This window comes from Planctomonas deserti, assembly GCF_003067705.1.
Classification (GTDB): Bacteria; Actinomycetota; Actinomycetes; order Actinomycetales; family Microbacteriaceae; genus Planctomonas; species Planctomonas deserti.
In genome coordinates, this window is the sequence record NZ_QANL01000155.1 from 1 (window position 1) to 565 (window position 565).

1 protein-coding gene is annotated in these 565 nt (G+C 66.9%); it reads left to right on the top strand.

Features of this window, described 5'->3' with window-relative positions:
- On the top strand, positions 1 to 486 hold a 486-nt coding region (locus DAI20_RS20035), incomplete at its 5' end, for a S46 family peptidase (protein ID WP_168927714.1).
- Between the last annotated feature and the right edge of the window lie 79 nt (positions 487 to 565).

The following is a 565-nucleotide window of genomic DNA, read 5'->3' on the forward strand; positions in this document are numbered from 1 at the left end:
TGGCGTGCCAAGCAGGGCCGCGCGGTGTACCCGGATGCCAACCGCACCCTGCGCATCAGCTACGGCAAGGTCGAAGCGCTGCATCCGCGCGACGGCGTGACCTACTCGCCGGTGACCACCGTGGCCGGCATCGTCGAGAAGAACACCAACGCCTATCCGTTCGATGCGCCCAAGCCGCTGCTGGCCGCGATCGCCAAGGGTGACTTCGGCAGCACCGCCGACCCGGCGCTGAAGACCCAGACGGTCAACTTCCTGACCAACCTGGATACCACCGGCGGCAACTCCGGCTCGCCGGTGCTCAACGCCAAGGGCGAACTGATCGGCCTGAACTTCGACAGCAACTGGGAGTCGGTCAGCGCCAGCTGGTGGTTCGACCCGCGCTACAAGCGCGCCGTGCACGTGGACATGCGTTACCTGCGCTGGCTGCTGGCCAAGGTCTACCCGGCACCGGAACTGCTGAAGGAAATGGGCGTGCCGGCCCAGTAACGCCGGCTCCTGGTGGGTGCCCACCGTTGGTGGGCACGGAGGCTTCCGTCACGACCAACGGTCGTGATCTACTGGCCCC